The sequence below is a fragment of the Pseudomonas sp. App30 genome, assembly GCF_047947025.1.
In the GTDB taxonomy this organism is placed as follows: Bacteria; Pseudomonadota; Gammaproteobacteria; order Pseudomonadales; family Pseudomonadaceae; genus Aquipseudomonas.
Genome location: NZ_CP133165.1, coordinates 4,194,589 through 4,220,775, shown reverse-complemented (window position 1 = coordinate 4,220,775; position 26,187 = coordinate 4,194,589). Strand labels below are relative to the sequence as shown.

The 26,187-nt window shown below is 65.8% G+C and carries 23 protein-coding genes; 5 read left to right on the top strand and 18 right to left on the bottom strand.

The window, feature by feature from the left end; genetic code table 11:
- Positions 1 to 37 precede the first annotated feature (37 nt).
- The 3 genes from RAM80_RS19675 to RAM80_RS19665 are packed head-to-tail and all read left to right on the top strand — an operon-like array spanning position 38 to position 3,041.
- The gene (locus RAM80_RS19675; RefSeq protein ID WP_416422120.1) at positions 38 to 1,213 is read left to right on the top strand and encodes an NAD(P)/FAD-dependent oxidoreductase; all 1,176 of its coding nucleotides are present in this window, start codon (positions 38 to 40) and stop codon (positions 1,211 to 1,213) included.
- The gene (locus RAM80_RS19670; protein WP_416422119.1) at positions 1,210 to 2,022 is read left to right on the top strand and encodes an aldo/keto reductase; all 813 of its coding nucleotides are present in this window, start codon (positions 1,210 to 1,212) and stop codon (positions 2,020 to 2,022) included. Before RAM80_RS19675 ends, RAM80_RS19670 begins: the two co-directional genes overlap by 4 nt.
- A gap of 50 nt (positions 2,023 to 2,072) precedes the next feature.
- Positions 2,073 to 3,041, top strand: a complete 969-nt coding sequence (locus RAM80_RS19665; RefSeq protein ID WP_416422118.1) for a metal ABC transporter ATPase — start codon at positions 2,073 to 2,075, stop codon at positions 3,039 to 3,041.
- 114 nt (positions 3,042 to 3,155) lie between these two features.
- Here the strand turns inward: RAM80_RS19665 and hldE are convergent, their stop codons facing one another.
- The 4 genes from hldE to msbA form a co-directional block, all read right to left on the bottom strand.
- Positions 3,156 to 4,577, bottom strand: coding sequence for a bifunctional D-glycero-beta-D-manno-heptose-7-phosphate kinase/D-glycero-beta-D-manno-heptose 1-phosphate adenylyltransferase HldE (gene hldE / locus RAM80_RS19660; protein ID WP_416422117.1), 1,422 nt, complete (start codon positions 4,575 to 4,577; stop codon positions 3,156 to 3,158).
- 87 nt (positions 4,578 to 4,664) lie between these two features.
- Entirely contained in the window at positions 4,665 to 5,276 is a 612-nt protein-coding gene (gene cysC / locus RAM80_RS19655; RefSeq protein WP_416422116.1) for an adenylyl-sulfate kinase, read from the bottom strand.
- Positions 5,269 to 5,970 (bottom strand): sulfotransferase family 2 domain-containing protein, encoded by a 702-nt coding sequence (locus tag RAM80_RS19650; protein ID WP_416422115.1) that lies wholly within the window; start codon positions 5,968 to 5,970, stop codon positions 5,269 to 5,271. The genes cysC and RAM80_RS19650 overlap by 8 nt, the downstream gene beginning before the upstream one ends.
- Before the next feature lie 161 nt (positions 5,971 to 6,131).
- The gene (gene msbA / locus RAM80_RS19645; protein ID WP_416422114.1) at positions 6,132 to 7,934 is read right to left on the bottom strand and encodes a lipid A export permease/ATP-binding protein MsbA; all 1,803 of its coding nucleotides are present in this window, start codon (positions 7,932 to 7,934) and stop codon (positions 6,132 to 6,134) included.
- 106 nt (positions 7,935 to 8,040) lie between these two features.
- Here msbA and RAM80_RS19640 point away from each other — a divergent pair, with 106 nt between their 5' ends.
- Positions 8,041 to 8,685, top strand: coding sequence for a toluene tolerance protein (locus RAM80_RS19640; RefSeq protein WP_416422113.1), 645 nt, complete (start codon positions 8,041 to 8,043; stop codon positions 8,683 to 8,685).
- Between the two features lie 96 nt (positions 8,686 to 8,781).
- Here RAM80_RS19640 and RAM80_RS19635 read toward each other — a convergent pair whose 3' ends face one another.
- The 8 genes from RAM80_RS19635 to RAM80_RS19600 form a co-directional block, all read right to left on the bottom strand.
- Complete coding sequence (locus tag RAM80_RS19635) at positions 8,782 to 9,993, bottom strand: O-antigen ligase family protein (protein ID WP_416422112.1); 1,212 nt, start codon at positions 9,991 to 9,993, stop codon at positions 8,782 to 8,784.
- Between the two features lie 3 nt (positions 9,994 to 9,996).
- Positions 9,997 to 10,881 (bottom strand): glycosyltransferase family 2 protein, encoded by an 885-nt coding sequence (locus tag RAM80_RS19630; RefSeq protein WP_416422111.1) that lies wholly within the window; start codon positions 10,879 to 10,881, stop codon positions 9,997 to 9,999.
- A gap of 82 nt (positions 10,882 to 10,963) precedes the next feature.
- Positions 10,964 to 11,932 (bottom strand): glycosyltransferase family protein, encoded by a 969-nt coding sequence (locus RAM80_RS19625; protein WP_416422110.1) that lies wholly within the window; start codon positions 11,930 to 11,932, stop codon positions 10,964 to 10,966.
- The gene (locus RAM80_RS19620; RefSeq protein WP_416422109.1) at positions 11,932 to 13,347 is read right to left on the bottom strand and encodes a PIG-L deacetylase family protein; all 1,416 of its coding nucleotides are present in this window, start codon (positions 13,345 to 13,347) and stop codon (positions 11,932 to 11,934) included. The genes RAM80_RS19625 and RAM80_RS19620 overlap by 1 nt, the downstream gene beginning before the upstream one ends.
- Positions 13,344 to 14,240: an antimicrobial resistance protein Mig-14 gene (locus RAM80_RS19615; protein ID WP_416422108.1), complete on the bottom strand. Its 897-nt coding sequence runs from the start codon at positions 14,238 to 14,240 to the stop codon at positions 13,344 to 13,346. Before RAM80_RS19615 ends, RAM80_RS19620 begins: the two co-directional genes overlap by 4 nt.
- Positions 14,240 to 15,370: a glycosyltransferase gene (locus tag RAM80_RS19610; protein ID WP_416422107.1), complete on the bottom strand. Its 1,131-nt coding sequence runs from the start codon at positions 15,368 to 15,370 to the stop codon at positions 14,240 to 14,242. The genes RAM80_RS19615 and RAM80_RS19610 overlap by 1 nt, the downstream gene beginning before the upstream one ends.
- Positions 15,354 to 17,111 (bottom strand): carbamoyltransferase, encoded by a 1,758-nt coding sequence (locus RAM80_RS19605; RefSeq protein ID WP_416422106.1) that lies wholly within the window; start codon positions 17,109 to 17,111, stop codon positions 15,354 to 15,356. Before RAM80_RS19605 ends, RAM80_RS19610 begins: the two co-directional genes overlap by 17 nt.
- A gap of 127 nt (positions 17,112 to 17,238) precedes the next feature.
- On the bottom strand, positions 17,239 to 17,466 hold the full coding sequence (locus RAM80_RS19600; RefSeq protein ID WP_416422105.1) for a hypothetical protein: 228 nt from the start codon (positions 17,464 to 17,466) through the stop codon (positions 17,239 to 17,241).
- Positions 17,467 to 18,059: 593 nt separating this feature from the next.
- Between RAM80_RS19600 and RAM80_RS19595 the strand changes: the two genes are divergently transcribed.
- Positions 18,060 to 20,198, top strand: coding sequence for a TonB-dependent receptor family protein (locus RAM80_RS19595; protein WP_416422104.1), 2,139 nt, complete (start codon positions 18,060 to 18,062; stop codon positions 20,196 to 20,198).
- A 77-nt stretch (positions 20,199 to 20,275) separates the two neighbouring features.
- Here the strand turns inward: RAM80_RS19595 and RAM80_RS19590 are convergent, their stop codons facing one another.
- Genes RAM80_RS19590 through waaC form a run of 6 tightly spaced genes read right to left on the bottom strand, consistent with a single transcriptional unit; the run spans position 20,276 to position 26,186 of the window.
- Complete coding sequence (locus RAM80_RS19590; protein ID WP_416422103.1) at positions 20,276 to 21,715, bottom strand: lipopolysaccharide kinase InaA family protein; 1,440 nt, start codon at positions 21,713 to 21,715, stop codon at positions 20,276 to 20,278.
- Positions 21,715 to 22,467, bottom strand: coding sequence for a lipopolysaccharide kinase InaA family protein (locus RAM80_RS19585; RefSeq protein WP_416422102.1), 753 nt, complete (start codon positions 22,465 to 22,467; stop codon positions 21,715 to 21,717). The genes RAM80_RS19590 and RAM80_RS19585 overlap by 1 nt, the downstream gene beginning before the upstream one ends.
- Positions 22,464 to 23,198 carry a lipopolysaccharide kinase InaA family protein gene (locus tag RAM80_RS19580; RefSeq protein ID WP_416422101.1) on the bottom strand — a complete coding sequence of 245 codons (735 nt, stop codon included), beginning with the start codon at positions 23,196 to 23,198 and terminating at the stop codon, positions 22,464 to 22,466. The genes RAM80_RS19585 and RAM80_RS19580 overlap by 4 nt, the downstream gene beginning before the upstream one ends.
- Entirely contained in the window at positions 23,198 to 24,004 is an 807-nt protein-coding gene (gene rfaP / locus RAM80_RS19575; RefSeq protein WP_416422100.1) for a lipopolysaccharide core heptose(I) kinase RfaP, read from the bottom strand. The genes RAM80_RS19580 and rfaP overlap by 1 nt, the downstream gene beginning before the upstream one ends.
- On the bottom strand, positions 24,001 to 25,125 hold the full coding sequence (locus tag RAM80_RS19570) for a glycosyltransferase family 4 protein (RefSeq protein WP_416422099.1): 1,125 nt from the start codon (positions 25,123 to 25,125) through the stop codon (positions 24,001 to 24,003). Before RAM80_RS19570 ends, rfaP begins: the two co-directional genes overlap by 4 nt.
- On the bottom strand, positions 25,125 to 26,186 hold the full coding sequence (waaC, locus tag RAM80_RS19565) for a lipopolysaccharide heptosyltransferase I (protein WP_416422098.1): 1,062 nt from the start codon (positions 26,184 to 26,186) through the stop codon (positions 25,125 to 25,127). Before waaC ends, RAM80_RS19570 begins: the two co-directional genes overlap by 1 nt.
- Position 26,187 lies beyond the last annotated feature (1 nt).

Genomic DNA, 26,187 nt, shown 5'->3' with positions numbered 1-26,187 from the left:
TATACTGCGGGTCTGTTTTCGCCTGTGAGGTTGCTTGATGTCTTCCGCTATTTCCACTGACGTGCTGATTGTCGGCGCCGGCATCGCTGGCCTGTGGCTCAACGCCCGCTTGCGGCGCCTGGGCTATTCGACCGTGCTGGTGGAAAACGCCAGCCTGGGCGGCGGGCAGAGCCTCAAGTCCCAGGCCATCATCCATGGCGGCGCCAAGTACGCGCTGCACGGTGCACTGACGGGCGCCAGCGAGGCCATCGCCGACATGCCGCGGCGCTGGCGCGAGGCCCTGGCCGGCACCGGCGAGGTGGACCTGAGCGGCGTGCGCGTGCTGTCCCAGGCCCATTACCTGTGGTCGCCGGGCACTATCGCGGGCAACCTCACCAGTTTCTTCGCCAGCAAGGCCGTGCGTGGCCGCGTCGACCAGGTCAAGGGCGACGAGCTGCCGCCGGCGCTGCAGGACAAGGCCTTCAAGGGCAAGGTCTACCGCCTGGCCGAACTGGTCATCGACACCCCCGGCGTAATCGAGCGCCTGGCGCAACTGGGCGGTGACGGCCTGCTGGCCGGCGAACGCCTGGAACCGCTGTTGGACAACGGCCAGCTGGCCGGCCTGCGCGTCGACGGCCGCGAGATCCGCGCCCAGCGCGTGGTGCTCAGCGCCGGTGCCGGCACTGCCGAGCTGCTGGCCAGCCTGGGCGTGGACCAGCCGGCCATGCAACGCCGGCCGCTGCACATGATTCTGGCCAAGGGCGCCAGCCTCAAGCCGCTGTACGCCCACTGCCTGGGCGGTGGCACCAAGCCCCGCATCACCGTGACTACCCACCCGGCGGCCGATGGCCAGTGGGTGTGGTACCTGGGCGGCGACATCGCCGAGGCCGATGGCGTGGCCCGCTCGCCGGCCGAGCAGATCGCCACCGCGCAGAAGGAACTGGGGCAACTGCTGCCCTGGGTCGACCTCAGCCAAGTGCAGTGGGCCACCCTGCGCGTGGACCGCGCCGAGCCGGCACAGTCCGGCCTGGTGCGTCCCGACAACGCCTTCCTGGCCGAACAGGGCGCGCTGCTGGTGGGCTGGCCGACCAAGCTGGCCCTGGCGCCGGACTTCGCCGACCGGGTCATCGCCAGCCTGGAAGGCGCCGGCATCATGCCGGGCAGCCACGCACCGCTGCCGGCCCTGCCCCGCCCGCCCATGGGCCAGACCCCTTGGCAGCAGCTGCTGCCATGACCGTCGCCACCTTGCACAACCTGCACCGCCCGCTGGGCAGCACCGGCCTCAGCGTCTCGCCGCTGGGCCTGGGCACCGTCAAGCTGGGCCGTGACCAGGGGGTGAAATACCCCAACGGCTTCACCATTCCCGACGACGCGCAGGCGCGCCAGTTGCTGGACCAGGCGCGCCAGTTGGGCATCAACCTGATCGACACCGCGCCTGCCTACGGCACCAGCGAAACCCGCCTGGGCCCGCTGCTGCGCGGCCAGCGCCAGGACTGGGTGATTGTCAGCAAAGTGGGCGAAGAGTTCGAGGCCGGCCAGTCCCGCTTCGACTTCAGCGCCGAACACACGCGCTTCTCCGTGGAACGCAGCCTCAAGCGCCTGGAAACCGACTTCATCGACCTGGTGCTGGTGCACTCCGATGGCAACGACCTGGCCATTCTCGAGCAGACCGGGGTGTACGAAGCCCTGGCGCGCCTGAAGCAGGAAGGCAAGATCCGCGGCTTCGGCTTCTCCGGCAAGACCGTGGCCGGCGGCCTGAAAGCGCTTGAGGCCGGCGATTGCGCCATGGTCACCTACAATCTCAACGAACAGGGCGAACGCCCGGTGCTGGACTACGCTGCCACGCACGGCAAGGCCATCCTGGTGAAGAAGGCCCTGGCCAGCGGCCACGCCTGCCTGAGCCCGGGCACCGACCCGGTGCGCGCCAGTTTCGAGCTGCTGTTCGCCCACCCTGGTGTCGCCAGTGCTATTGTCGGCACCATCAACCCGTTGCACCTGGCCCACAACGTGGCCACCGCAGCCGCTGTGATACGCGGGAGCTGACACATACGGAGCCGCCCACGCGGCCGACCCCGACGCAAGGAGGAGCCGACATGCCGCGTACCCTGATAAGAAAAAACCCCAGCAACTTCAAGACCCTGCCGCTGTTCGTCGAAGCCACGCCCGAAGGCCTGAGCTACCAGAGCATCGGCATGCCGCTGAACTTCGCGCAGACCCTGCAGCGCCGCCGCCAGGTGGCCGTCGAAGACCCCCAGCGCTTCTCCCTGGAGCTGGCCAACCTGGGCGTGTCGGTGCGCCTGACCCTGACCTGGCAGAACCGCGACTACTGGATTCTGGTCCGCCAGCGCCGCCAGGACCGCGGCGACGTGGTGCTCAAGCTGATCTCCGGCTACGTGCCGGCCCACGAGCTGAACCTGCCATTGCTTACCGCCATCCAGGAGGTGGCCGAGGAATGCCTGCTGGAAACCAGCGAAGGCTGGCTGGTCGGCAAATTCAACGACACCTGGCTGCCCACGCCCTACACCGGCGCCCTGCACTACCGCGAGAAAATGCCGTTCAAGCTGCGGCCGCTGTCCGGCGCGGCGCTGCCGGTGCGCACCGGCAGCCTGAACCTGATCGAGCGGCCACGCGCCTACGTGCACCTGCCCACGGCGTCGCTGCAGCTGGTGTACGACTTGCGCCTGGAAGTGCCGAAGGAAGTGAAGTCGCTGAGCCTGTTCCACGTCGACGAGCGGCTGGAGAATGACCAGTTGGTGGCGCGGCTGGACCGCAGCAAGCCGGACCTGTACCTGATGCCGGTGGACGACGGCAAGCCGGCCGCCGAGCTGTACACGCTAAAGAAAGGCCAGCTACACCCGGCCAGCACGCGCGGCGTGCACCTGGCCGAAAGCTTCGCCCAGCAGCAGGGCTGGGTGGTGCACGACGAGCGGATTCGCTGGAAGGACTGGCTGCACCAGCAGGGGCTGGCGCCGGTGCATCAACCGCGCACGGGGCTGCGCAAACTGACGCACAAGGCGCGGGCGCTGCTGCGCCTGGCGCGTGGCAATTTGCATAAAACCTGAGTAGACACACAACCCCGTAGCCGCTGCCGCAGGCTGCGCTGGCCCGATTGCACACCGGAGATCTCCGGCGAGGCACAGGGCCAGCGCAGCCTGCGGCAGCGGCTACGCAGGGCGTCAGTTGCTGCGGATTTTCTCGACGATGGCGGTGGTCGAGCTGTTCTCCACCAGCCCCAGCACCTTCACGGTGCCACCGTAGGCGCTGACGATGTCGGCGCCCACTACCTGGTCCACCGAGTAATCACCGCCTTTCACCAGCACGTCGGGACGCACGTGGGTCAGCAGGTTTTCCGGGGTGCCTTCGCTGAAGCTGATCACCCAGTCCACTGCGCCCAGCCCAGCGAGCACGGCCATGCGCCGGTCGACGCTGTTGATCGGCCGGCCCGGGCCTTTCAGGCGGCTCACCGAGGCGTCGTCGTTGACCGCCACGATCAGCCGGTCGCCCTGGGCGCGGGCCTGCTCCAGGTAGGTTACGTGGCCGGCGTGCAGAATGTCGAAGCAGCCGTTGGTGAAGACGATCTTCTCGTTGTGCGCGCGGGCATCCTCGATCGCCAGCAGCAGCTGGTCGAGGCCCAGCACACCGCGCTCCGAACCTTCTTCGCGCTGGATGGCGCGGCGCAGTTCCGGGGCGCTGATGGCCGCGGTACCCAGCTTGCCAACCACGATGCCCGCAGCCAGGTTGGCCAGGGCCACGGCGTGGGGCAGTTCCTCGCCCGCGGCAATGGCAGCGGCCAGGGTGGAAATCACCGTGTCGCCGGCACCGGTCACGTCGAACACTTCGCGGGCACGGGCTGGCAGGTGCAGCGCCGGGTGGCCCGGGCGCAGCAGGGTCATGCCGTGCTCGCCACGGGTCACCAGCAAGGCGCCCAGCTCCAGGTCGCTCATCAGCTTGGCGCCCTTGGCCACCAGCTCGGCCTCATCGGCGCAACCGCCAACGATGGTCTCGAACTCGCTGAGGTTCGGGGTGATCAGGCTGGCGCCACGGTAGATGGAGAAGTCCTTGCCCTTGGGGTCGGCCAGCACCGGGATACCCTTGGCGCGGGCAGCCTGGATCAGGCTCTGGTGGTTCTTCAACGCGCCCTTGCCGTAGTCGGACAGCACCAGCACCTTGATGCCTTCGAGCAAGGCGTCGACTTCGGCGCCCAGCGACAGCGGATCGGTGGCGAAGGGTTCTTCGAAGTCGATGCGCAGCAGTTGCTGGTGGCGGCTCATCACCCGCAGCTTGACGATGGTCGGCTGGTGGGCGATGCGTTGGAAATGGGCACGCACGCCTGCAGCGTGCAGGCTGTTGGCGAGGCTCTCGGCCGCCTCGTCCTGGCCGGTGACACCCACCAGCGAAGCGGGGGCGCCAAGGGCGGCGATGTTCAGGGCAACGTTGGCCGCGCCACCTGGGCGATCCTCGATCTGCTCGACCCGTACCACCGGCACCGGTGCCTCAGGCGAAATGCGTGAGGTACCGCCATGCCAATAGCGGTCGAGCATGACATCGCCGACCACCAGGACAGGGGCTTGATCGAATCGCGGCATGGACAACTTCATGGGCAACCCACATACAAAATAGACAAGGGCGCGATATTAGCACAGGGCGGCGCTTGCCTTCAGAAGGCATGCGACCGGCTGGCTCGCTCAAGGGATCTGCAGGCGGTCCAGCAGCATGGCGGTGGCCTGGCCGAGGTCCAGCAGCTCGGTGTCGATGTCGCAATCTGCGTCCAGAGGGGCCTCATAAGGGCTGTCCAGGCCGGTAAAATCCTTGATCTGGCCGCTCAGGGCTTTCTGGTAAAGGCCCTTGGGGTCGCGCCGCGCACAGGTGGCGAACGAGGTACTGACATACACGCTAAAGAATTCGCCCGGCCCGAACAGCGCCTTCGCGGCGTCACGCTCCGCGCGGAACGGCGAAATCGCCGAGACGATGACGATCAGCCCGGCGTCCACCATCAGCCGCGCCACTTCGGCAACCCGGCGGATGTTCTCCCTGCGCGCCGCCGCGCTCATGCCCAGGTCGTTGCACAGCCCGCCGCGCACGTTGTCGCCGTCGAGCAGGAAGGTGTGCAGCGAGCGCTGATTGAGTTGCACCTCCAGGGCATTGGCCAGGGTCGACTTGCCGGCCCCCGACAACCCGGTCATCCAGATGCACCGCGGGCGCTGGCCCTTGATGGCGGCCCGGGCCTGCACCGGCACGGCCAGGGTATAGGGGCGTATCTGTGGTCGTTCACCACGGCGCAGCAGCACTTCATTCATAGCCAAGCAACTCATAGTCACGTTGATAGGCGCGGCGCACCAGGCGCCGGGTTCGTACGCTGCAGAACTCACGGGCCAAGGCCTCGACCCGGTTGCGCGAGCGGTTGACCAGCGGCAACTCGCGGCTCACGCCGAAGCGCTCGCACAGCTGGCCGAAGTCGCGCTGGATATGCTCCTGGCGGCCGATGAAGTCCATCGACAGGTGGCCCAGGGAGTCCACCAGGAAATCGGTCTGCGGCGCGAAATGGATCTGCTTGCGCAGGTTGTCGCCATGCAGCCAATGGCTGACGAAGGTGTTGAAGTCGCTGTAGCGGCTGACCATGGCATGGGCCTGGCCGTCGCGGGCGTTGGGGCGCCCCTTGAGGTAGGCGAACGCCGAATACGCGCGCTCCAGCGGGTCGCGCACGAAGGCAAACTTGAAGCTTGCGGCGAATTGCTCGGGAAACTGCTGCTCGTACCAGTACAGGGGAATATGACCGGGGAACCAGCCGTCGAACAGCGCCGTGCTGACACTGCTGCCCGCGCACTTGGGCACATGGATGAACAGGCAGCCGCGTTCGGCGAACGCCTGGGGAAATGTCAGGGAGCCGGACATGGACTTGTTCACAGCCTGGCGGTCGACCACGGACAGGCGCCCCAGCAGGAACGCCCGCTGGGGCTTTGGAAGCAACTTCCAGATCATACGTTGCAGCATTGCAGCACCCGAGTGTTAAAGGCGGGCCCCGTGTGGGTTACCCGCGCATCGAGGGCAGACAATAGCAACTGGCAGCTGAAGAAATATTTAGCCTTGGTCAACAACGTAAAGGGGGCGACACATATGCCGCCCCCCAGGTACCACGCGCTTTACATTGGCCGTCAGGTGATGTCGGCGGTCACCGGCTCGTCCAGGCCCATGGCGTGCAGCTTGGCGTAGAAGCCGTTGTGCGCCAGCAGCTCGTCGTGGGTGCCACGCTCGACGATACGGCCCTGGTCCATCACCAGGATCAGGTCGGCTTTCTCGATGGTCGACAGGCGGTGCGCGATCACCAGGGTGGTGCGGCCTTTCATCACCTGGTCAAGGGCCGCCTGGATATGCCGCTCGGACTCGGTGTCCAGCGCCGAGGTGGCCTCGTCGAGGATCAGCACCGGAGCGTTCTTGAGGAGCGCACGGGCAATGGCCAGGCGCTGGCGCTGGCCACCGGACAGCAGCACGCCGTTCTCGCCCACCTGGGTGTCGAAGCCTTCGGGCAGCTGCTCGATGAACTCCTTGGCATAGGCATCGGCCGCGGCTTTCTCGATGTCGGAGCGCGGGGCGCCGGCCAGGTCGCCGTAGGCGATGTTGTTGGCCACGGTGTCGCTGAACAGCGTGACATGCTGGGTGACCTGGGCGATGTGGCGGCGCAGGTTGATCAGCTTGAAGTCCTCGACCTCGACACCGTCGATCAGAATTTCACCCTGGTCGTGGTGGTAGAAACGCGGGATCAGGCTGGCCAGGGTCGACTTGCCACTGCCCGAACGCCCCACCAGCGCCACCATCTGCCCCGGCTCGACGCTGAAGCTGATGTCGTCCAGCACACGGCGGTCGGTTTCCGGGTAGGTGAAGCTCAGGTTGCGCACTTCCAGGCGGCCGCTGACGCGGTCGCGCTCCACGGTGCCGGTGTCGACTTCCGGGGTCTCGTCCAGCTGTTCGAAGATGCTTTCCGCGCCCGCCACACCTTTCTGGATGGTGGAGCTGACCTCGGACAACTGGCGGATCGGCTTGGGCAGCAGGCCGGCCAGGGTGATGTAGGCGATCATGTCGCCAGCCGAGGCGTCGCCACGCAGGAACAGCACCAGGAACATCAGCACGGCCATGGCCGTGTAGATCACCAGTTGCAGCATCGGCGTGTAGATGGAACCGGTGCGGGTCATGCGCAGTTGCTTGTCGGTGTTGCTCTGGCTGGCGGCCAGGAAGCGATCACGCTCGAAGGCCTCGCCACCAAAGCTGCGCACCACGCGGTAGCCCTGGATGGTCTCGGAGGCCACGTGGGTGACGTCGCCCATGGCCACCTGGATCTTCTTGCTCTGCTTGCGGAATTTGCCGCTGGCGGTGCGCACCATGATCGCGATCAGCGGCAGGATGGCAACCATCACCAGGGTCAGGCGCCAGTTCATCAGCAACAGCGAGCCGAACAGGAACACCACGGTCATGCCTTCGCGAATCACTACCTTGACGGCGTCGGTAGCCGCGCCCGTGACCATGGTCACGTTGAAGGTGATGCGCGAGATCAAGCGCCCGGAGTTGTTCTGGTCGAAATAGCGGTTGGGCAGCGTCAACAGGTTGTTGAACAGCTCGATGCGCAGGTCCTGCACCAGGCCGAGGGAAACCTTGGCAAGGAAGTAGTTGCCCAGGTACGACCCCAGCCCCTGCCAGGCGGCGATCAACACGATCAGCAGCGGCACCGCCTGCAACAGGCGCAGGTCACGCAGGTAAGGGACCGTGGGGAACAGCGAGGCGTTGGGGTTGGTCAGGCCATCCACGAAGTACTTGAGGATGTAGCCCAACATCGGTTGCGTGGACGCGAAAATGAGGAAGCCCACGATGCTCAAGGCGAAAATGCCTACATATGGCCGCATATAAGACAGCAGGCGGAAGTAGACCTTGAGGCTGGACGGTTCGGCTTTTTCTGACTGACTCATAGAAATCTGCACGTACAAGAGAGCGGAAATACTAACACAGGGTCGGCCGGTTAAGCGTATGGGGCCCGGCTGGGGTATGATAGCCGGCTATTTTCAGGGGGCCGGCATGCAAAGACTCGACTACGCGGACTATCAGGTCCTTCGCCAGGGCGCCCGGGTGATCGAGGCCGACGGCCACGGCGAGAAGGTACTGCTGCTGCCCGATGGCAACTTCCTCAAGCTGTTCCGCCGCAAGCGCGTCATCACCTCCGCCGCCCTGTTCCCCTACGCCCAGCGTTTCGCCAGCAACACCGAGGCCCTGCGCAAGCGTGACATTCCTTGCCCGCGCATCCTGGCCACCTACCGGGTGGCCGAGATCGAGCGCGACGTGGTGCACTACGCGCCACTGCCCGGCGACACCCTGCGCCAGCTGATCACCGGGGCGGAGCCGCCGCCGCGGGCGCTGCTGACCCAATTCGCCACCTTCGTCGCCGGGCTGCATGAACGCGGCGTGTATTTCCGTTCGCTGCACCTGGGCAACGTGGTGATGACGCCGGAAGGCGAGTTGGGGCTGATCGACATCGCCGACCTGCGCACCTACCCCTGGGCCCTGCGCAAGAGCCTGTGCCTGCGCAACTTCCAGCACATGTTGCGCTACGAGCAGGACCGCGACTGGCTGATGCAGGACGGCGGCCTGCCATTCTTCCAGGCCTACGCCACCCATGCGCCGCAGCGCTGGGACAGCGGCCAGCTGGCTGAACGCCTGAGCTGACCCGCCTGAAATCTCCCTGTGGGAGCTGGCTTGCCAGCGAGCTGTTGATGCCCTGAAAGCTCGCTGGCAAGCCAGCTCCCACAAAGACAGTTGCTGCTACGGGGCTTCGGTGGGTTTGCGGGGCAGGCACATGACCAGCAGCACCGGCACCCACACCGCCAGCCACATGGCACGGTTGCGGCCGAACAGGGCGAACACATCGAACTGGATGGCCACGCAGGCAAACACCCAGAACAGCAACGCTGCCATGCCCAGGGCCTGGTGCCGCAGGCGATAGGCCTGAACCCCTACCCAGCCCCACATCACCAGCCACACGCCCGTGGCGATGACGCCGTAGCGAATGGCGGTGTCGAGAATGAAGTTGTGGCAGTGCTCCAGGTCCTGGCCCGGCATGTCCATGCGGTAATCACCACTGATGCCGATGCCTACCCACGGGTGCTCCTTGATAAACCCGACGGCCTGGCGCAGCAGTTCCAGGCGCTCCGAGTCGCCCCGCGCCAGCAGCGATGGGTCGAGCCACAGCACCAGGCCGGTGCAGCCCAGGCCCACCAGCGCAGTCAGCCAATGGAATTTCCTGCCCCCGGCCAGCACATAGGCGATAGCCGCAGCAGCAGTCGCCAGCAGCGCGCCACGGCTGCCCGACAACACCACGAACACCAGCGAGCAAAGATTCAGCGCCCCCCACAACACCCGCGCCCAACCCGCGCGCGGCCACCAGGTCAGGCCCATTATCATCAGGCAGGCGATCGAATAGGCCGCCGGGTTGGGGTTGTCCATGAAGCCGCCAAAGCCGAAGAGGCGGTCGATGTGGCGCATCGGGTAGGTCACCAGCCCGGCCAACGCATACAGCCCCGCCAGCGCGCCCCAGAGGATGATCATCAACTGCAGGCCCCAGGCGTTGAACCGCCCCCACAAGGCCCAGCCCAGCACCAGCAGCAGGAACAGCGACTCGCGCTTGACCATGGTCAACGGCATGTCCAGGTTGTCCATGGGCCAGGCCTGGGTCACCAGCGCCCACGCCAGCAGCGCCAGGTACCCCCACAACTCCTTGCGCTCGCGCAGCATCACCCCGGCGTCACGGTAATGGCGCACCAGCAGGTACAGGCTTGGCGCGTAGGCGAACGCCGACAGCAGCCACACGTAGAACTTCAGGTTCGGCGTCAGCAGCACACCCGCCACGCTCCAGAACAGCCCGAAGCCCAACAGCAGGCCGGCGATGCCCAGCTTGCCGCGCAACTGCTGCACGCCCGCCCGGATAGGGCCCACGGCGAAATCGAAATGGTGCTGCTGGGGGTAAAGTGATGCCACGCCTTATTCCTTGGAGAAACCGAATTTTGATTTGAACAGGTAGCGCCTGAAGCGCTTCCAGGTGACGCGGTCCCAGCTGCGCACCGGCAGGCTGGCGAACAGCTCGCGAGCCAGACAGTAGTCATACCGCACCGCCTGCTTGAGCGCCTTGTTGACCACCGCCACCCGCGCACGTGCATAGGCGGGGTGGTCCTTGTAGCGGTCAATGACCTGCATGTCGTAGGTCAGCTGGCTTTTGTAGGCGGTCTTGGAGATGTTGGTGTCGTGGCGACGGTAGAGGGTCAACGCCTGCGGCAGCACGTCGATGGTGTACCCCAGGTGCGCGATTTTCAGCGTCATCTGGAAGTCCTGGATACGGATGCTCGGGTCATAGCCACCCACCCGCTCGATAGCCTCACGGCGATACATGGCCACCGGCGCACCCACCGAGTACGCCTGCTCCAGCAACCGGGCGAAATCGAAGCGCTCGATGTCCACGTAGCTTGAGGCCTCGCGCTTGATTTCGGCGCCCCGGGCATCGATGAAGATGACCCGCCCGCCGACGCAGCCGACCTCGGGGTGCTGCTGCAGGTGGCTGACCTGCAGCTTCAAGCGGCCAGGCAGCATCACGTCATCGGAATCGGGGGTGATGATGAAGTCGCCCCGGGCGTGGCTCAAGGCAAGGTTCAACGCCGCGCTGACGCCCTGGTTGCTCTGTTCGTAGTACTGGAATGAGTGTGCCTGGGCCAGCGCCTTGATCTTTTCGCCGCTGCTGTCGGTAGAACCGTCATTGACCACGATCAGCTCTACATTGTCGTAGTCCTGCCGCAAGATGCTCAGCAGGCATTCCTCGATGTAGAGTTCGTGGTTGTAACAAGGAACCAGTATCGATACCAATGGCCATTTCATCTTGATGCTCAGTCCCTTACTGCTGTGGCACAGCCTTCGTCCAACGGTCCCTATCCCTGTGTCACCGCCTTGCGTAGACACCCTATCCTGACACCCATCGGCGCACCCGCAGCCAGAACTCGCCCAGGCTTCCCTCAAGACTAGATGGACGCAGCGGCGCCTGCATGGCCTCGACAATCTGCGCGCCGATACGATCGAAACCGTAGCGGCTCTCCACCAGCTCCTTGCCGTTCTGCGCGATGGCGCGCACCAGCTGCGGATTGGCGCGTAACGCTTGCAGCTTTTCCTGCAACTGGCTTACCGAGGTGTACAGCACCAGGTTGTGCATGTCGACGAAGCCCAACGCACGGTTCTCTGCCTCACCTTGATCGTAGGCCAGCAGCACGCACCCGCACGCCATCGCTTCGAAATTCTTGATCATGTACTCGCCCATGCCCACGTCGGCGCTGACGAAGAAGCGAATACGGTTCAGGGTATTCAGATAGTCGTCACCGGACTTCGTTCGGGTCACCAGCAGATTTTCACACGCGCCCAGCTCATCCAGCAGCGCCTTGCGCCCGCTGTAGGCGACGCTGCCGGTGCTGCCCACGAATGCCAATTCGATGTCACGTTCCACGCCCAGGTCACGGAGCAACGTCTGGTCATAGCCTTTTGCCACGAAGGCGGCGTCGAAACCCTCCTGCGCAAGGCGCTGGGTGACCTGGTAGCCGGAGCTGATCACCCGCACCCAGGGAATGTTGCGGTAGTGCCGGCTGAATTTGCCGGTGTACTTGCAATCAATGTAGTTCTGGTAGGCGTCGTGCTCCAGGATCACCAGGTTGGGCACGCTGCGGATGAACGCCACTTGGCGGATCTCCTGCTTGAAACGCAGGAAAAACAGGATGCGGTCATATTGGCTGGCGTCCACCTCACGGCGGAAGTAGCCACGCAGGTCACGCTGGTCGGCGCTGTCCAGCCAGCGCAGGTCGCACTCGCAATGGTCGGCCACGGCCTGATAGAGGCGGTCCAGGATCACCCGCTGCTCTTTTTGAACCAGAAACAGGACCTTCATCATTTACTCCGCGACGGCGAACCGATCCAAAACAGCTCATGGCGGCGCACGGCCTTGCGCATGAATTCATTTTCGCCATACGGCGGCCAGCGGCGCCCGGCCAGCAGCTGCTGCAACCAGCGACGCACCTTGCGCTTGAACGGCGGCGCCGGCTGCAAGTCGTGCATCATGCCCAGGGCCATGGCCTTGTCCACCTGCATGGTGGGGGCCAGCTCCAGGCTGAGCGGCACCATAACCTGCGATGCATCAAAAAAAGGTGGAAGGCTGACACCGGCATGCGCATCGCCCATGGGCCAGCGGTCGTTGTCATGCAGGTGGTTGGCATAACCCAACAAAGTGTGCGGTTGCCACCCAGTGCCCTGCAAGGCTTCCAGCACGGCAGTTTGTGAGCAGATGTGATCCGGGTGCGGGTCGATGGCCGCATCGGGCATCACCAGCACCTCGGGGCGCGCCAGCTCGATCAGCGCGCGCAGGTCGGCCAGCAGGTTGTTCCAGCTGGGCACGCCATCATCGCCCGGCAGGGCAATGCGGTTGTATTGGCGGAACAGACGGGTGTCGTCCAGCTGCGCCTCGCGGGACGCCACCGGCTGGTCAGGCGCGGCCTGCATGGCGGGTAGCTGCAGGCAGAAATAGCCCAGCTGCACGCAGCGCTCCTGGGCCACGCCGGCCCAGGCCGGCACGGCGATGCTGTCCCAGGCGCGCAGGCGGCCCTTGAGGCGCGCGGCGTCTGCCATGGGCAGGCCCATGGCCTGGTAGTGCTCGGCTTCGATCTCACCTGCGGTTAGGGTGACCACCCAGGTATCCGCCTGGCTGTACAGGCCGAAAGCTGCCAGTTCGGCGTCGTCGGCATGGGGAGCGATGACCATCACGCGTTGCTGGCGCAGGTCCGGGTGGCGCCACAGCCACGCCTGCGGCTCGCCTTGCAGGCGGCAGTGGCGCCCGCGCAATTGCAGCTCGCCCGCCGCCAGGGCCAGGCCGAAGCTGCTCAGGTTCAGGTAGCGCAGGCCATCGACGCCACGCTCGAAGGCCTGGCGGTCAGCCTGGCCGCCACCGCTGATTTCCACCTGGGGATCGACCAAGCGCCCCAGCCAGCCGGCCTTGACCTTGACTGCCAGCACCAGCGTCTCGCTGCCGTCCAGTGCCAGCGGCTCGGCCAGGCGCAGGCGGCCTTCGGCCAGGGTCACGGCCGGCTGCGCGGCGCTGTCGCCAAAGTTGTATTGGTAGTCGTCGCCAGGGGCGTAGAACAGGTGGTCGGCGAACCAGGCCTCATGGGCCACCCAGGCCAGCACGGCCAGCAGCGGCGCCAGCCACCACTTCACCAGTACGCCCAGCAGGACCAACACCACCAGGCCCACCAACAGGGCCAGGCGCTTGTTGCGACGATGACGCTTGAGGAGCTGCTGTTTTCGGCTCAAATCTGGAATACCGGTACCGGGTTGCACCAACGATCCTTGTACTCGCGGTCAGCGCGGCCGAAGGAGAAGCGCAACGCCTTGCCAAGGGAACGGGCATCTTCCCATGCAGCCTGGGTGTTGAGGAAGCTGAGCACGCTGCCCGGGCTGAAGGCACGGGTCTGCGGGTCGACGCCGCCATTGATGTATTCGACGCTGACCCACTCGGGCGCCTCCACCCGATAAACCAGCTGGATGGCGATGGGCGCATCGTTGAGGAACAGCACCGAACCGATCAGCAGCTCGCGCAACAGCTCCACCACCTCGGCCATGTGCTCGGCGCCCGTGGCCGGGAATTCCCAGCGGCGCAGGAACAGGTCGCAGTACATGGCGGCAAGTTCGCTGCTGCTGAAGTCGCTGACTGGGCGCACCACCCCGCCCGCCTCTTCCAGCAGGCGCAGCTCGCGGCGCTGGTTATAGCGAAACTTCTTCGACAGGTCTTCGGGGGTACGGGCCATGGCCAGCGATTCAGCCTGAGGCTTGAGCGTGGCGAAGCGGCCCTGGTTGAGTTCCGACAGGTAGCGCCCGGCATGCCGCAGCGGCGCCTGGGCGTCGCTGGCGGCGGGCAGGATCAGCTCGGCGTTGCCCAGGTCGAACAGGCCTTTCTTGCCGGCGCGCTTGAGTTCGTCCTTGGACAAGGCCAGCGAGCGACCCCAGGTAGGAATGGCCGCGCGCAGCTCGCCCGCCTGCTCCCAGCCCAGGTAGCGCACCGGGATCCCGGCCAAACCGGCCAGGCGCTCCACCACCAGCGGGTGGGTGGCCACGCTACCGCCAAAACGCTGCCATGCCTGTGCATAAGTGCCAGCGTCGATCTGGGTCCAGCCGCGCTCGCGCCAGCCTTGAAAACGGTTGAGCATCAAGCCTCCGCAGTAATGTCGGTGACTTGCGGCAAGCGCCAGAAAGTCTCGCGTACGGCCTGGTCCGAGAAACGCTCGGCCAGGCGTTGCAGCATAAGGTCGGCGCAGGCCTGGCGTTGTTCGCCGTCCAGTGTAGACAGGTGTACCAAGGCCTGGGCCAGGTGTTCGGCGTCGCCGAAGGGGAACAGGATACCCACCCCTTCGACCACTTCCTTGGCACCGCCACAGGCCGTGGCCAGCAGCGGCACGCCGGCGGCCATGGCTTCGAGCAGCACCATGCCGAACGGCTCGTTGTCCGAGCTCAGGGCAAACACGTCGAAGGCGCGGAAATAGCGCCGCGCTTCCGGCACTTGCCCCAGGAAACGCACACGTTCGCTGATTTTCAGCTCCGCAGCCAGTTCCTTGAGGTCCTGTTCCAGGCGCCCGGTGCCCATGATCACCAGCTCTGCGCTGGCCGGCAGCGTTGGCAGCGCCTGGGCGAAGCCACGCAGCAGCGTGGCCTGGTCCTTGTCCGGGTGCAGGCGGCCGACGTTGCCGACAATCCAGGCATCGGCGTCCAGCTTCAGCGCTTCACGCGCCTGGGCCGCAGGCAGCTGGCTGGTTTGCAGCGCGGCCACGTCGATGCGGTTGTACAGGGTGCGGATGCGCCCGGTCGGCCACTTGGGCAGGCACTGGCGCATGTCGTCGCGCACCGCGTCCGACACGCCCAGGAGGCTCAGGCGCTTGCGGAACAGGTGCGCGAACAGCTTGCGCGAGCCGCGCTGGTAGTCGCCGAAGGCATGGTGCACGCCGATCACCGGCAACGCGGTGGCCAGCAGGGTGATGTAGATGGGCTTGAAACGGTGGGCGATGCAGAAGCTGAAGTCGCGACTGGCGGCAATCTTGCGCAAGTCGCGAATGGCGCCCAGCTTCAGGCCACGAATGGCCTTGGAGCTGTATTCCATGAACAGCACTTCATCGCTGGCGCAGCCCGCCGCCACCTGCGGGTCGGCGACCCCGGTCAGGAAGACCGTGGTCACGCGATAGCCGGTACCGGCGAACAGGCTGGCGTATTGCCGTGCGCAGTCCAGGAACGGCCCGTCATAGCCGTGGCAGAACTGCAGCACATGACGCTCAGCCGAGCGTGTCATAAGCGTTCGCGCCGTCTTTGACCACCAGGATGTCTTCCATGATCAGATACTGCAGGTCGGAACCGAAGAACATGTTCAGGGCGTCGGTAGGCGAGCAGATCATCGGCTCGCCGCGGCGGTTGAGCGAGGTGTTCAGCGACACGCCGTTGCCGGTCAGGTTTTCCAGCGCCTTCATCATGTCGTAGTAGCGCGGGTTGTATTCGCGCTTGAGCACCTGGGCACGCGAAGTACCGTCCTCGTGCACCACTTCCGGCACGCGGGTCTTCCACTCTTCAGCCACTTCGAAGGTGAAGGTCATGAACGGCGCCGGGTGGTCGATCTTGATCATCTGCGGGGCCACGGTGTCGAGCATCGACGGGCAGAAAGGCCTCCAGCGCTCGCGGAACTTGATCTGGTGGTTGATGCGGTCAGCCACGCCCGGCACGCTTGGGCAGCCGATGATCGAACGACCACCCAGGGCACGCGGGCCGAACTCCATGCGGCCCTGGAACCAGGCCACCGGGTTGCCGTCGACCATGATCCGGGCGATCTGCTCGGGCATGTTCTCAAGCTTGCGGAACGCCGGCTTGTCCGGGTGACGGGCACAGGCGGCGATCACGTCTTCGTTGCTGTACGACGGGCCGAGGTAGACGTGCTCCATCTTCTCGACCGGCACGCCACGGGCGTGGGACACGTAGGCGGCAGCGCCCACGGCAGTGCCGGCGTCGCCGGAAGCGGGCTGCACGAACAGCTCCTTCACGTCGTTGCGGGCGATGATCTTCTGGTTCAGCTTGACGTTCAGGGCGCAGCCGCCGGCGAACGCCAGCTTGCCGGTTTCCTTGAGCACGTCGCCCAGGTAGTAGTCGATCATCTGCAGCGCCAGCTTCTCGAACAGCGCCTGCATGCTGGCCGCGTAGTGGATGTACGGCTCGTCGGCGATGTCGCCTTCGCGCTTGGGCCCCAGCCACTCGATCAGTTTGGGCGAGAAGTAGAAGCCCTTGCCCTTCTCCTTGTAGCGGCGGATGCCGACGACGTTGGCGTAGTCGGTGTTGATCACCAGCTCGCCGTTCTCGAAGCTGGCCAGGCGCGAGAAGTCATACTTGCTGGCGTCGCCGTACGGCGCCATGCCCATGACCTTGAACTCGCCGTCGAGCATTTCGAAGCCCAGGAACTCGGTAATGGCGCCGTACAGGCCACCCAGCGAATCCGGGTCGAAGAATTCCTTTATCTTGTGGATCTTGCCGTTCTCGCCGTAGCCGAAGAACGTGGTGGCGTACTCACCCTTGCCGTCGATACCCAGGATCGCGGTTTTCTCTTTGAAACCCGAGCAGTGGTAGGCGCTGGAGGCGTGGGCCAGGTGGTGTTCCACCGGCTCGATCTTGATTTTCTTCGGGTCGAAGCCCAGTTGCTCCAGGCACCACACGATCTTGTTGCGGTAGCGCTTGTAGCGGCGGTTGCCCATCAGCAGCGCGTCGAGGGCGCGGTCCGGTGCGTACCAGTAGCGCTTGGCGTAGTGCCAGCGGGCCTTGCCGAACAGGCTGATGGGCGCGAACGGAATCGCCACCACGTCAACGTCGGAAGGCTTGATGCCGGCCTGCTCCAGGCAGAACTTCGCCGACTCATAGGGCATGCGGTTCTTTGCATGTTTGTCACGAACGAAGCGCTCTTCTTCGGCAGCCGCAATCAGCTTGCCGTCGATGTACAGGGCTGCGGAAGGATCATGGCTAAGGGCGCCGGACAGGCCAAGAATCGTCAATGCCAAGGGTCTAGCCTCTTTCAACGGAATATATGCGCCGAGGGCCATGGGGCTGTCGGCGGCGAAAGGGCGGGATTATAGCGCATTCACGGTGGCGGCTGCATATGGGGGCATTGCCTGGGTGTCGCGGGGCTCAGCCCTCCTGCTCAAGAAGCGCCGGCGGCTCGCGCCATTTCAGCAGCTGTTCCTTGTATTCGCGCTGGTAATAGGCGCAGCCGGGCTTGAGCGGGTCCATGTCGCACTTGAACCGCTGGCGGGGGTCGCCGGGGTGCCAGCCGAAGCCCTGGTCGGCGGCCCATTCCATCAGGGCGCAGCCGGTGAGGAGGAAACCGCCCACGGATAAGAGTATGAATCTACGCATCGCGCCACCGCTTGCAGGGGAAGAGGGTGGTATTAGGCGCATGGAAACCTGCGGGAGGAAGTCAGCAGATTCCGTCGACAACGAAAGGTGGATCCGATGTAGTTGAACGATTTTTCCTACGCCATGATGCCCAAATGCCTTACCTGCGCCGACGATGATAATCCTCCGTATACCCCGGCCACTTATGCGCACACCCAAACCGCGCCCCATCGCCCTGGCATTGGTACGGTTGAACCGGCTCCGGCCAGCGATCAGCCGGGTCTACCACTTCGAATTCCGCACACCCCGCCAACAGCGTTAGGTTCAGTAGCAATGCACCGCGAACTAGCATGAAGCGATCCTCCAGGTTGGGAACCCGGAGCCTAGGGTGAACCCTGCCCCCTGAAAGCCAGCCATTTCCCACACAATCGTAGGACCAAGCCCAAACCCCGTAGCAGCGGCCGCCAGGCCGCGTCCCAGGCGCTGCGGTTATCCAGACACGCCGCGCGCGGCAGACGCAGCCTGGCGGCAGCTGCTACGGGACCGGTGGGGCTTCAGAGTTGGTAAACTTGTCCGATTCAGTACATATCTTCACTTGCGGACCTTTCCCCACGATGACTTCTGCCCCACCCTTCCTGCGCCGTCGCTCCCTGCTCACCGGCCTGTTGCTGGCCAGCCCCCTGGCCCAGGCCGATGCGCCCGAGATCGTGCTCGACTCGGTGGTGGTCAGCGGCGCGCGCAGCGAGAACAGCAGCTTCGACCTGCCCTATTCGGTGGACAGCGTCGGTGCAGAGCAGATTCACAACGGGCAGCTGGGCATCAACGCCTCGGAGGTGCTGCAGCGCATTCCCGGCTTGGTGGTGCAGAACCGCCAGAACTACGCCCAGGACCTGCAGATTTCCTCGCGCGGCTTTGGCGCGCGCTCGGCGTTCGGGGTGCGCGGGTTGAAGCTGATTGCCGACGGCATTCCGGCCAGCACGCCGGACGGCCAGGGCCAGGCGGCGACGTTCAACCTCGACACCGCCGAGCGCATCGAGGTGCTGCGCGGGCCGGCGGCCACTATGTACGGCAGCAACGCCGGCGGGGTTATCCAGATGTTCTCCCGCGACGGCAGCGGCGCGCCGAAGGTAGGTGCCGAGACGGTGATGGGCAGCGATGGCATGAGCAAGAATCACGTGTATGCCGAGGGCGGCATCGACGCCGACACCGGCTTCGTGCTGGACGCCTCGCGCATGGACACCGACGGCTACCGCGACCACAGCGCCGCACGCCGGGACACCACCTTCGCCAAGCTCAACCTCAAGCCCGACGAAGACAGCAAGCTGGCGCTGATCTACAGCAGCCTGGAGCAGCACGGCACCCAGGACCCGTTGGGCCAGACCTGGGACGCCTACAAGGCCGACCCGCGCTCGGTGGCCGCTGCTGCATTGAACTACAACACGCGCAAGAGCATCGACCACCAGCAGGTGGGGCTGAACTACGAACGTTACATTGGCGATGCGACTCTGCAGGTCACCAGCTACTACGGCACGCGCAGCGTGATCCAGTACCTGTCGATTCCACAGAAGATCACTGTGAACGGCAAGATGGTGGACAACCCCGCCGACGTGCGTGGCGGCGGCGTGGTCAACTTCGACCGCACCTTCTACGGCGGCAGCCTGCACTGGATTCAGCCGATCCTGGCCGCCCCCGGCGACCTGAAGATCATCGCCGGCCTGGACTACGACCGCAGCCAGGACGACCGCCAGGGCTACCAGAACTACGTGGGCAGCACCCTGGGCGTGAAAGGCGCCATGGCCCGCGACGAGATCGACACCGCCACCAGCCTCGACCCCTTCGTGCAGGCCAACTGGGCCCTGGGCGACTGGACCCTGCAGGCCGGCGTGCGCCACAGCACCATGCGCATGGACGTGGACGACAAGTTCCTCAGCAACGGCGACGCCAGCGGCAGCAAGGACTACCAGCAGAACACCCCGTCGCTGAGCGTGATGTACGCCTTCACCGAGAACCTGCATGGCTACGTCAGCGCCGGCAAAGGCTTCGAAACCCCGACCCAGGCGGAAATGGCCTACGCGCCGGGTAACGTCGAGGGCTTCAACTTCAACCTCAAGCCCTCGGAAAGCCGCCAGTACGAAATCGGCCTGAAAGCCAAGGTCGGCGACAGCACCCGTATTAACGCGGCGTTGTTCCAGATCACTACCGACGACGAGCTGGTGGTGGCCGAGTCCACCGACGGCCGCACCAGCTACCAGAACGCCGGCCGCACCCTGCGCCGCGGCCTGGAGCTGTCGCTGGACAGCCAGCTGACGCCCACCTGGAGCACCCAGCTGGCCTACACCCACCTCAACGCCACCTACGACAGCGATTTCACCAGCGGCAGCGGCACCAGCGCCAAGCAGGTGGACAAGGGCAACTACCTGCCCGGCGTGCCCAAGGACACCCTGTTCGGCGAGTTGAAATGGCAGCCGCAGGACTGGGTCAGCACCGCGCTGGAAGGCATGTACCGCAGCAAGGTCTACGTCGAGGACACCAACCAGGACAAGGCTGCGCCCTCCTATGCGGTGTTCAACCTGCGCACGCGCTTCGAACAGAAGGTCGACCACTGGACCTTCCACCAGATCGTGCGCCTGGACAACCTGCTGGACCGCCAGTACGTGGGCTCGGTGATCGTGGGCGACAGCAACAAGCGCTACTACGAGGCGGCGCCGGGGCGGTCGTGGTATGCGGGGGTGGGGTTGGAATACGGGTTTTAAGCCAATGACGCGGCCTTCGGCGGATGGCCGCCCCGCCGCTGCTACATAGATTGGCGTAGCAGCTGCCGCAGGCGGCGTCAGGGCAAACGCGGCAGGCGCTGGTCCAGCATTCGGGCCAGGGCGCTGTCCGCTGGCCAGTTGCGCAGGAAGCGCGCGCGGTCGCGGGCGTAGGCCGGGGCGAAGCTCGCCTGGCTGCTGTGCTGGCACATGGCATCGAGGTCGATCAGCGCCCAGCGGCCATTGTCCCAGAACAGGTTGTGGCCCTTGAGGTCGCCGTGGCTAATGCGCTCGCGGGTCAGGTCGGCGAACAACTGGTCCAGGGCGGTCAGTTCGGCTTCCGGCACGGCGGCGTTATCCACATAGGGCGCGAAACGCTCGATCAGGTCGGGGCCGGCCAGGTGTTCGGTGACCAGGTAGGCGCTGCGGCGCAGCCACAGGAAGCGCTTCTCCAGCACGGCCAGCGGCTTGGGCGTGGCGATGCCCAGGAACGCCAGGCGGTTGCCCTGCACCCACGAATGCCAGGCGCGGCTGGGGCGCCAGAAGCGCTTGAGCCAGTGGGCGAAGTGCTTGATGTTGTAGCGCTTGATCACCAGCGGCCGGCCGCCCACCTGCACCTGGCCGACACTGGCAGCGCCGCCGGTCTTGTACAGGTGGCCCTGGTCCAGCAAGGCGTCGGCCTGGGCCAGCACCGGTAGCATGGCCGGCTCCTCCCCGCGACGGATGGCGCGCAGCATGAACGCCCCACGCTTGACGGCGAACAGGCTGCACTCGCGGCCCACCTTGGCCAGGAAATCCTTCAGGCGCCAGGCGCGCACCTTATCGACCTGCTTGAGCAGGGCTTCGAGCGGCAACGCGTGCTCACCGTTGGCCAGCAGGTAATACACCAGCAGTTCTTCGATGAAGGGCTCGAACGGCTTGGGCAGTTGGGCGAAGAACACGCCCAGGTTCTGCAGCACGCGCTGGCGCGACAGCGGCTTGCCGGGTTCTTCCACGCAGATGCCGGCGCCATCGATCAGGTACAGCTGGCCGTCGTGACGCAGCAGGTTGTCCAGGTGCAAGTCTTCCTGCCACAGGCCCTTGGCGTGCATGGCGGCGACGGCGGCCAGGGCCTCGCCCAGCACCTCGGTCTGCGCATCGGCCAGCACCGGCAGGTTTTCCACCGCTGCCCAGGCCTGGGCCAGGCTTTGTGCGCCTTCCAGGTATTCGAACAGCAGCCAGCCGCCCTCACCGTCCTCCAGCCCTTCGGCCAGCAGTTGCGGGGTGGTCAGGCCTTGGGAGGCCAGGTGCTTGACGCCGTCGCGCTCACGCTGGAAGTGCCGCGCCGCCTTGGGCCCCACCAGCAGCTTGGCCAGCACCGTGCGGCCACGCCACACGCCGGCACCGACGTACCGCTGGCCGGGGAGTACGCGCAGCAGGCTCAGCAGTTGCAGTTCGGCGCTGCCGGCGGCGTCGGCCAGGGTCAGGCTCAAGGGCAAGGCCGGCGCGCGGCCGGCCCTGGTCAGTTCGGACAGGCGCATCAGCGACCCTCCTTGTGGCTGCGGCGGCGGGTCAGGCGTTGCAGCCAGTCCTGTACCAGCGGGCTGGCGGCGTCCTGGTTCAGGTAGGCGGCCAGGAACACCCGAATGTCCGCCTCGCCCCACATGGGCGCGCGGCGCAGCAGCGGCTCCAGGTCGCGGACGCGGTCACGCCGGCCAAACAGCGCCGGGCGGGTTTTCTCCAGGTCGATCAGCTGCGCCTGGTAGCCGTGGGCACCCCGGCGCAGGAAGATGTGCTTGGGGTAGAAGCAGCCATGCACCTGGCCGGCACCGTGCAGCGTGCGCGCCAGCGTGCCGCAGGCGGCCAGGATGGCTTGGCGCCGCGAGGCCGTGGAGGCGCTCCAGTCCAGCAGCAGCGCGTCCAGGTCGGTCCAGCCGTCCAGCGCCCGGGTCATGAGGATGGCGCACAGGTCGCCGTCCAGCTTGCGCTGCCCGTAGTAGGCCGCCTGCAACGCAGGAATCGCCAGCTGCTGGTAGCGCCGGATGTTGCGAAACTCGCGGGAGAACGTCGGCTCGCCCAGCGGGTGGTGCAAGGTGCGGGTCAGGTAGCCACGCTGGCGCTTGAGGTAATAGCCCTTGCCTTCCAGCTCCAGGCGGAACACCTGGCTGTAGCCACCGCGGGCGGTGTTGGGTTCGTCCACCGGGTCCAGCTGCAGGGTCCACAGCGCATCGAAACTGTCCAGGCCATGACGCTGCAGCAAACCCTGCTCGGCGTCGGCGATGAAGTCGCTCATTCGCGGCCCTCGAAAAACGTGATGATGTGACGGATGCGGCGCTTGTCCGAAGCATTCAGGTGCTTGCGGTTGCGGTACTGCAGGTAGAAACGCAGGCGCTGGGTGTTGGACAGCTGGTACTTGGCCACCTTGTCCAGGCAGGCCAGGTCCTTGGTGATGCGGTAGCGCAGCCAGAAGCTGATCCAGAACGCGCCGTTGGGGCAGTCGATGAAGAACAGCGTGTTCTTGTCGTCCACCAGCAGGTTGCGCCACTTCAGGTCGTTGTGGGTGAAGTGCTCGTCGTGCATCGCCCGCGTGGCGCGCGCGAGTTGGCGGCTGATGACATCGACCCAGGCGCGGTCTTGCAGGCGCGGGTCGTGCTGGTCGGCCAGCGCCGACATGTCCACGGTGTTGGGCAGCTCGCGGGTGATCAGCGCGCCACGGTGGAAGGCCGCACCCTTGCGCTCCAGGCCCCAGCCGACGATCTCGGCGGTAGGAATGCCCCACTTGGCGAAACGCTTGAGGTTTTGCCATTCGGACTTCACCCGTGGCCGCCCCAGGTAGCGCCGCAGGCCCTTGCCGGCGCCGGTGTAGCGTTTGACGTAGTAGTTCACGCCAGCGACGTTGACGCGGCTGACTTCCGACAGCGGGTCGCGGGTCAGGTGCTCGCCCTTGAGCGCGAACACCGCGTCCAGGGTGCCGAACTCGGCGTGCAGGTGCGCGTATTCCGGCGCCAGGTTCCAACCCGCCATCAGAGCGCATCCCCGTAGCGCAGCTTGCGCGCGTAAAGCTTCTCGGCCTTGCCTTCCAGCCAGGCCAGCAGGCGCGCTTCGTCCTTGAGGACCTGGCGCAGCGGCTGCTGGAAGTAACCGCGCAGGAAGCGCAGCTTGTCGCGGCGGGTCAGGCCGATGTCCAGCGCCGAGAAATACAGCGCGGCCAGGTCCTTGTTGCGCCAGCGGCGGGTGATGGCCGGGCGGGTCTGGGCGCGGTGAAGGTCGATCACCGACAGCTTGAAATCGTCCGGCGTCACCGGTTTGTCAGTGTGCAGCAGGAAGTGGCAGATGTAGCAGTCGCGGTGGTTGACGCCCGCGCGGTGCATCATGCCGACCATGCGCGCCACCTCGGCGATCAGCGCGCGCTTGAGGCGCGGCTGCGGCGGCTCGGTGCGCCAGTTGATGCTGTAGTCTTCGAGGCTGACGGTCGGTGCCAGTTCTTCGGTGATGATGAACGAATGCTGGTCGGCCGGGTTGCTGTTGCGCTCGCCGTAGGCCACGCCGGTCATGGTCGCCACGCCCGCTTGCTGCAGGCGTTCGATGGCCTGCCATTCCTGGCCGGCGCCCAGCACCGGGAGCTTGGCGGTGACCAGGTTCTTGACGATCTCGCCCCAGCCGATGCCGCGGTGGATCTTGACGAAATAGCCGCGGCCATCCACTTCGGTGCGCAGCGTGCGGCGCGCTTCCAGCTCGCGGTACACCTCGCCCTGCAAGGCCTCCACGGCCTCGAACGGGTCGCGCCCGGCCCACAGCGTCTTGAACGGCTCGGCAAGGATCAGCTTCATGAGGCGGCTCCGGCCAGGATCACGTCGGCGGCGTGCTGCGGCATGCTGTACAGGTCAGCGCTGTCGGCGAACGCCAGGCCGTTGCGGCCCCAGTCGGCGCGCGCCTGGCCATCGCTGAGCATGCGCACCAGGTACTGGTTCAATTGCGCCTGCTCGAACGGCTCGTCCAGCACCAGGCCGCAGTCGGCCTCGGCGATGTAGTGGGCGTAGCCACACACCGCCGACACCAGCACCGGCAGGCCGGCCACGGCGGCTTCCAGCAGCACGGTGCCGGTGTTTTCGTTGTAGGCCGGGTGAATCAGCAGGTCGGCGCCCAGCAGGAAGCGCGGGATATCGCTGCGCCCCTTCATGATCTCCACCTGGTCGCTGAGGCCCAGGGCGGCAGCCTGCAGCTGGAAGAACTTGGGCTCGTCCTGGCCGATGACGAACAGCCGCGTGCGCTTCTTCAGCTCCGGCGGCAGCGCCGCCAGGGCCTTGAGGCTGCGGTCCACGCCCTTGGTCTTGAAACCCGAGCCGATCTGCACCATCAGCAGGTCGTCGGCGCCCAGCTTGAACTCGGCGCGGAACTCGGCGCGGATCTGCGCGGCGTTGGCCGGCGCCCGGCGGTCCAGGGAAATGCCCGGCGGCAACAGGTGGAAGCGCTGCAGCGGGGTGTGGTAATGCTTGATGAACAGCGGCTGCTGCACCTCGGAAATCATCAGGATTTCGGTCTTGGCCTCGGGCGCGAACACCGCGCGCTCGAACTCGGCGAAATGCTGGTAGCGGCCCCAGAACCGGTACATGGGGTTGCGCAGGGTCTGGGCCTTGTCCTCGTAGCAGCCGTCGGCGGCGTAGTACACGTCCAGGCCCGGCAGCTTGTTGAAGCCGATCACGCGGTCGACCGGGCGCTTGGCCAGGTCCTTGTCCATCCAGGCGCTGAACTTGATGTTGCGGCGGTGGTTGGAGAACGCCTTCACCGGGCCCACCAGCACCTCGAAACCAGGCGGCACCTCGCCCTCCCAGATCAGCGTGTACACGCGAATCTGGTGCCCGCGCTTCTGGCACTCCAGGGCAATGCGCATGAAGTCGCGCTGCAGCCCGCCAAACGGGAAATACTTGTATAGAACAAACGCCAGTTGCATCAACGAAGATCCTCAGCCAGTAACAATGCGCTTAGTCGGCTCGCCACACGCTCGGGATTCAGGCGAGTGAAGCACAGGGGCCACTCGCGTTTAAGATCGAACCGACGCTGGTCTTCCGGCGTCGGCTGATAGGTACAGGTCTTGGACAGGCACGGGGCGCAGGCAAAGTCGCTGGCCAGGTGCTCCTGGTCGCGGCCATAGGCCCCGGTCAGCCCCGGGTTGGTAGGGCCAAACAGGGAAATGGTCGGCACGTCCAGCGCTGCGGCCAGGTGGCCCAGCCCGGTGTCCACCGCCACGCAGGCGCGCGCCGCCACCAGCACTTTCGCCACGCCCGCCAGGTTCAATTTGGGCAGCACCACGGCGTTTTTCAAGCCTGCGGCAATGCGCTCGGCGCGCTCATGCTCCACCGGGTTGCCCCAGGGCAGGCGCACTTCGATGCCGGCATGGCCCAGGCGCTCGGCCATTTCGCGCCAGTAGATCTCGGGCCAGTGCTTGGTGTCCCAGGTAGTGCCATGCAGAAACACCACGTAGGGCACGCGCGACTTGCCGTTGCCCAGGCGCTCGGCCGCCAGGCCGTATTCACCCGGGCCGGGGGCCAGGTCGTAGCCCAGCGCCAGGGCGAACAGCCGGCGCAGGCGTTCCACCGCGTGCTGGCCGCGGCCCACGGCCAGGCGCCGGTCGTAGAAGCGGCTGGCCAGGGATTCGCGCGCCGACTCACGGTCCAGGCCGGCAATCGGCGCTTTCACGTAACGGGTCAGCAAGGCGCTTTTCAGCAGGCCCTGGGCATCGATCACCAGGTCGTACTTGCGCTCGCCCAACGCCTGCTTGAAGCGCCGCCACTGGCCGCTCTTGATGGTTTCCCAGACGTTCTTGCGCCAGCGGCGGATGGCCACCGGGATGACTTTATCCACAGCCGGGTGCCAGGTGGGGATTTCGGCGAAGCCTTCTTCCACCACCCAGTCGAAACGGATGCCCGGGATGGCCCGGGCGGCATCGGTCAGCGCCGGCAGCGCATGGATGACATCGCCCAGGGACGAGGTCTTGATCAACAGTACCCGCAAC

What these genes read in the sequence shown, in the direction of transcription:
- RAM80_RS19675 (WP_416422120.1), top strand. Translation starts at nt 38, where the DNA reads ATGTCTTCCGCTATTTCCACTGACGTGCTGATTGTCGGCGCCGGCATC.
- RAM80_RS19670 (WP_416422119.1), top strand. Translation starts at nt 1,210, where the DNA reads ATGACCGTCGCCACCTTGCACAACCTGCACCGCCCGCTGGGCAGCACC.
- RAM80_RS19665 (WP_416422118.1), top strand. Translation starts at nt 2,073, where the DNA reads ATGCCGCGTACCCTGATAAGAAAAAACCCCAGCAACTTCAAGACCCTG.
- hldE (WP_416422117.1), bottom strand. Translation starts at nt 4,577, where the DNA reads ATGAAGTTGTCCATGCCGCGATTCGATCAAGCCCCTGTCCTGGTGGTC.
- cysC (WP_416422116.1), bottom strand. Translation starts at nt 5,276, where the DNA reads ATGAATGAAGTGCTGCTGCGCCGTGGTGAACGACCACAGATACGCCCC.
- RAM80_RS19650 (WP_416422115.1), bottom strand. Translation starts at nt 5,970, where the DNA reads ATGCTGCAACGTATGATCTGGAAGTTGCTTCCAAAGCCCCAGCGGGCG.
- msbA (WP_416422114.1), bottom strand. Translation starts at nt 7,934, where the DNA reads ATGAGTCAGTCAGAAAAAGCCGAACCGTCCAGCCTCAAGGTCTACTTC.
- RAM80_RS19640 (WP_416422113.1), top strand. Translation starts at nt 8,041, where the DNA reads ATGCAAAGACTCGACTACGCGGACTATCAGGTCCTTCGCCAGGGCGCC.
- RAM80_RS19630 (WP_416422111.1), bottom strand. Translation starts at nt 10,881, where the DNA reads ATGAAATGGCCATTGGTATCGATACTGGTTCCTTGTTACAACCACGAA.
- RAM80_RS19625 (WP_416422110.1), bottom strand. Translation starts at nt 11,932, where the DNA reads ATGAAGGTCCTGTTTCTGGTTCAAAAAGAGCAGCGGGTGATCCTGGAC.
- RAM80_RS19615 (WP_416422108.1), bottom strand. Translation starts at nt 14,240, where the DNA reads ATGCTCAACCGTTTTCAAGGCTGGCGCGAGCGCGGCTGGACCCAGATC.
- RAM80_RS19610 (WP_416422107.1), bottom strand. Translation starts at nt 15,370, where the DNA reads ATGACACGCTCGGCTGAGCGTCATGTGCTGCAGTTCTGCCACGGCTAT.
- RAM80_RS19600 (WP_416422105.1), bottom strand. Translation starts at nt 17,466, where the DNA reads ATGCGTAGATTCATACTCTTATCCGTGGGCGGTTTCCTCCTCACCGGC.
- RAM80_RS19595 (WP_416422104.1), top strand. Translation starts at nt 18,060, where the DNA reads ATGACTTCTGCCCCACCCTTCCTGCGCCGTCGCTCCCTGCTCACCGGC.
- RAM80_RS19590 (WP_416422103.1), bottom strand. Translation starts at nt 21,715, where the DNA reads ATGCGCCTGTCCGAACTGACCAGGGCCGGCCGCGCGCCGGCCTTGCCC.
- RAM80_RS19585 (WP_416422102.1), bottom strand. Translation starts at nt 22,467, where the DNA reads ATGAGCGACTTCATCGCCGACGCCGAGCAGGGTTTGCTGCAGCGTCAT.
- RAM80_RS19580 (WP_416422101.1), bottom strand. Translation starts at nt 23,198, where the DNA reads ATGGCGGGTTGGAACCTGGCGCCGGAATACGCGCACCTGCACGCCGAG.
- rfaP (WP_416422100.1), bottom strand. Translation starts at nt 24,004, where the DNA reads ATGAAGCTGATCCTTGCCGAGCCGTTCAAGACGCTGTGGGCCGGGCGC.
- RAM80_RS19570 (WP_416422099.1), bottom strand. Translation starts at nt 25,125, where the DNA reads ATGCAACTGGCGTTTGTTCTATACAAGTATTTCCCGTTTGGCGGGCTG.